The 3249-nt window shown below is 33.5% G+C and carries 1 protein-coding gene and 1 pseudogene; one reads left to right on the top strand and one right to left on the bottom strand.

Annotation, left to right across the window (positions count from 1 at the left end):
• The first annotated feature begins 274 nt into the window (after nucleotides 1–274).
• Nucleotides 275–2957, top strand: a pseudogene (locus tag ELQ06_RS08425) (conjugal transfer protein TraG N-terminal domain-containing protein).
• 36 nt (nucleotides 2958–2993) lie between these two features.
• Here the strand turns inward: ELQ06_RS08425 and ELQ06_RS08430 are convergent.
• Nucleotides 2994–3233 (bottom strand): hypothetical protein, encoded by a 240-nt coding sequence (locus tag ELQ06_RS08430; RefSeq protein ID WP_002835408.1) that lies wholly within the window; start codon nucleotides 3231–3233, stop codon nucleotides 2994–2996.
• Nucleotides 3234–3249 lie beyond the last annotated feature (16 nt).

Consider the following 3249-nt stretch of genomic DNA (forward strand, 5'->3'; position numbering starts at 1 on the left):
AAATTAAAAAATAAAATAAATCAATAGAAAGGAAGATAGGCTTAGTTAAAAGTTTGTTTGGTGCAAGCCGCAAGGGAGTTTCGCCCCTTAAGAAAAGGGGCAAGGCTAATAAGCCTTGACAGTAATTATACAAATTAGTATAATTATAAGTACGAAACGAAACATAGTTTCACCCCCTTTCTAGGGTGTGATTATGCCACAGGGTTGCAGCCTTGTGGCAAAACCCTTAATGCAATTATACCAAACAAACTCTTTAACTTCTTTAATATAATCCATGAAAAGATTTTACTTTTTATTCCTTAGCACTTTGTTTTTTGCACCTTCATTTTTATTTGGTGCTACAAACATAGCTAATGGAAATCTAATTTATACTTGGGGTTATGGCGATGTGATGAATGAAATCATGCAAGCGGTTAAAGGAATAACCACTGAAACAGATTATATCGTTAATGCGGCCTTAGCTATTTCATTATTGCTTTTTGGTATCAAAAAGCAATGGATGGACAAACAAACCCTGTGTTTGAACTTGGAAAAATGTTTGTACTTTTTGCTGTAGTGTGGTACATGTTTTTAAAAGCACCAAATGACAATAATCACCGCTTCATGATTCACGATGAAGTAACAAGTAAAGATTATGTCATTTCTCAAATTTCTATAGGTATAGGAAAAAGCTTTGCATTAATGACACAATTTGAAAGACTTATTCTAGAAGCTATGGAAAAACATTTTTCAACTCCACAATCTACAAATTTTTCTAACGCAGGTTTAGGTTTTTCACTTCAAGTGATGAGTACTTTGCAAGTGTAAAGCTTTCGGCTATTGATGCAACTTTACAAAAAAATATTGATTTTTACTTTAGAAACTGCGTTTCAGTAGGTATCTTGCTTAATCAACAAGGTAGAAATCTTTTTCAAAACTCTGATAATTTAATGCAAGATCTTTTCACAAACATAGGCAATGGCTCTCAGCTTACTCCTTTGTTTAAAAATAACAATAATATTGAAGAACAAAGTGTTGTACCTTGTTCTGATGCAGGTCCTCAAATCGTTGAAATGATTAAAAAAGATACAGATGAAGCTATGAAAATCCATGCTGCTTTGCTTGGTATGGCGAATGATATGACAAATTATGAGCAAAAGTTCTTAGGCACTGCACAAATCTATAACGAACAAGCTGTAAGTGCTAGATCTTATTTACAGCAATCCATGATAATGCTTGCTTCTCAAGATGCAATCATTAATACCGCTAAATCAGTAGGATTAAATCCTGCTTCTGTGGCTGCAAATACTGCTTATGCGGATCAGCAATTTTACGCAAGTATGCAAGCACAAGGACACATGGCACAAACTTATTTGCCTTTAGCTAAAGCTTATTTAACAGCTATTATCATAGGTTTATCTTGGCTTGTTGCTTTGCTTTCTATTGTGTTTGGCTCTTACGCTCATATTAAGATGTTTTTTACTCTATGTATTTGGATAGTACTTTGGACTCCTATACTGTGTATTATTAATTTTATAAATGATTTTAATCTTATGAATGTTGTACAAGTAATAACAGGTGGAAAAGCAGCTTTAAGCTTAGGAGATAATATGCTTATATTTAAAGAAGTAGCAAATAGATCAAATTTCATGAATTATCTTGTGATGAGTACTCCTGTTTTAGCTTATGCTATAGCTAAAGCAAGTGAGCAAGGATTTGTAACTTTTGCTTCTGGATTATCTCAAGCTCTAACAGGTGCTTCAAGAGCTGCTGGAAGCTTTGCAAATCAGCAAGCTCTATCTACACAAACTAGCATCGCTGCTCCTAGAGGAGATGAAGTTTGGGCTGTGGGTGCAGGTTATAATACTCTTCAATCTTCGTTTGGTGCAGGTGGTAGAAGTTTTATGGGAACAAGAGATATGCAACATGGTGGCGAATTAGTTAAAGATAATATGACAGGAAGTTCCGCTGTAATCAATGCTAATGGTTCTATAGGTAATGCTTCTATTAAAGGATTAAATGCTGGTATGACTGCAAGCAATTTAGAAACAAGAGCGCACGCTCTAAGTGATGCGATTCAAAATTCTAACCTATCTCAAAGAGCTTTAGAAGTTGCTAGTGGCAAAGGAGATAGCTTGGCCTTATCAGAAAACGATAGAAGTGCTATTACTAATGCAACGCAACATGCTTTAGCTAATGCTTATTCTAAAGCAACAGGTGTGGATGTAAAACAAGCTTATGAAGATGTGATGAGTGGAAAAATTGGCGGTGGTATTGGCTTAAATAAAGAAATAAAAGGAGTTAGAATAAATATTGATGCAGGAGGCTATGTATCTACAGGATCGGTAGAAACTGAAGATTGGTATCAAAATCTAAGCAAAAATCAACAAGAAACATTTAATAAAACCTTTAACGAAAGTCTTTCTAATGAAATTGGCAAAAATAGAGATGCAAGTGCTTCATTTAACAATCTTCTTAAAACAGGAAATGTTACAAATTCTGCTAGTATTAAAAGTTCTATGGATAGCTATAATGAAGCTAAAACACTTAATAATTCAGTGGGTTATGATGGCGGATCATCTATCGTTCAAGGCTATATCAATGAAAATTATGGTGGCGTAGTTAATAAAGAAAATGTGGCTTCTGCTGTGAATGCTGTTGAAAATATGGCTGCAAGGGGAGATATGCAAGGATTATCACATTACGCAGGAGTAGATTCTAATGTCAATTCAAATGGATTGTTTGGACAATCAAAGCACAATTATCATGATCCAAAAGGTGTTATGACTGATCACAATAAAGCCATAGATGATTTAAATTCAAGACAAAAAGGCTTTATGGCAACAAGAAATGCCCCTAATGATGTTAAATCAGAAGGATTAGCAGGTGGAATTCAAGAAGCAGCAGGTGCAACTGAGAAAAAAGCAGGAACTGCTATTAAAGAAAGAAATGAAAAAATCAATGATACTTATAAATAATAATGCACTGAGTCTAGTTTTAACTAGGCTTAGTATTTATACATATCCTAAAATATCTTTTTTTATAAAACTATAATCATCTTTATCTAATTCATCTAATGGGCGATTAACAACTCTAACATTCTCTTTTAAAAACTTCTTGATTTTCAATAATGTATTTTTAGGATACAATTTGCTTAACCTATCTCTGATTAGATATAAAAGACAACAAGTTATTAAAACACTAACGATAGATGCAAATACTGCTAAATAAATAATTAAGTGTGCTTTATCCATCTTTATTCCTTTCAAT

The sequence above is a fragment of the Campylobacter sp. CH246 genome (assembly GCF_004378835.1).
GTDB lineage: Bacteria > Campylobacterota > Campylobacteria > Campylobacterales > Campylobacteraceae > Campylobacter_D > Campylobacter_D jejuni.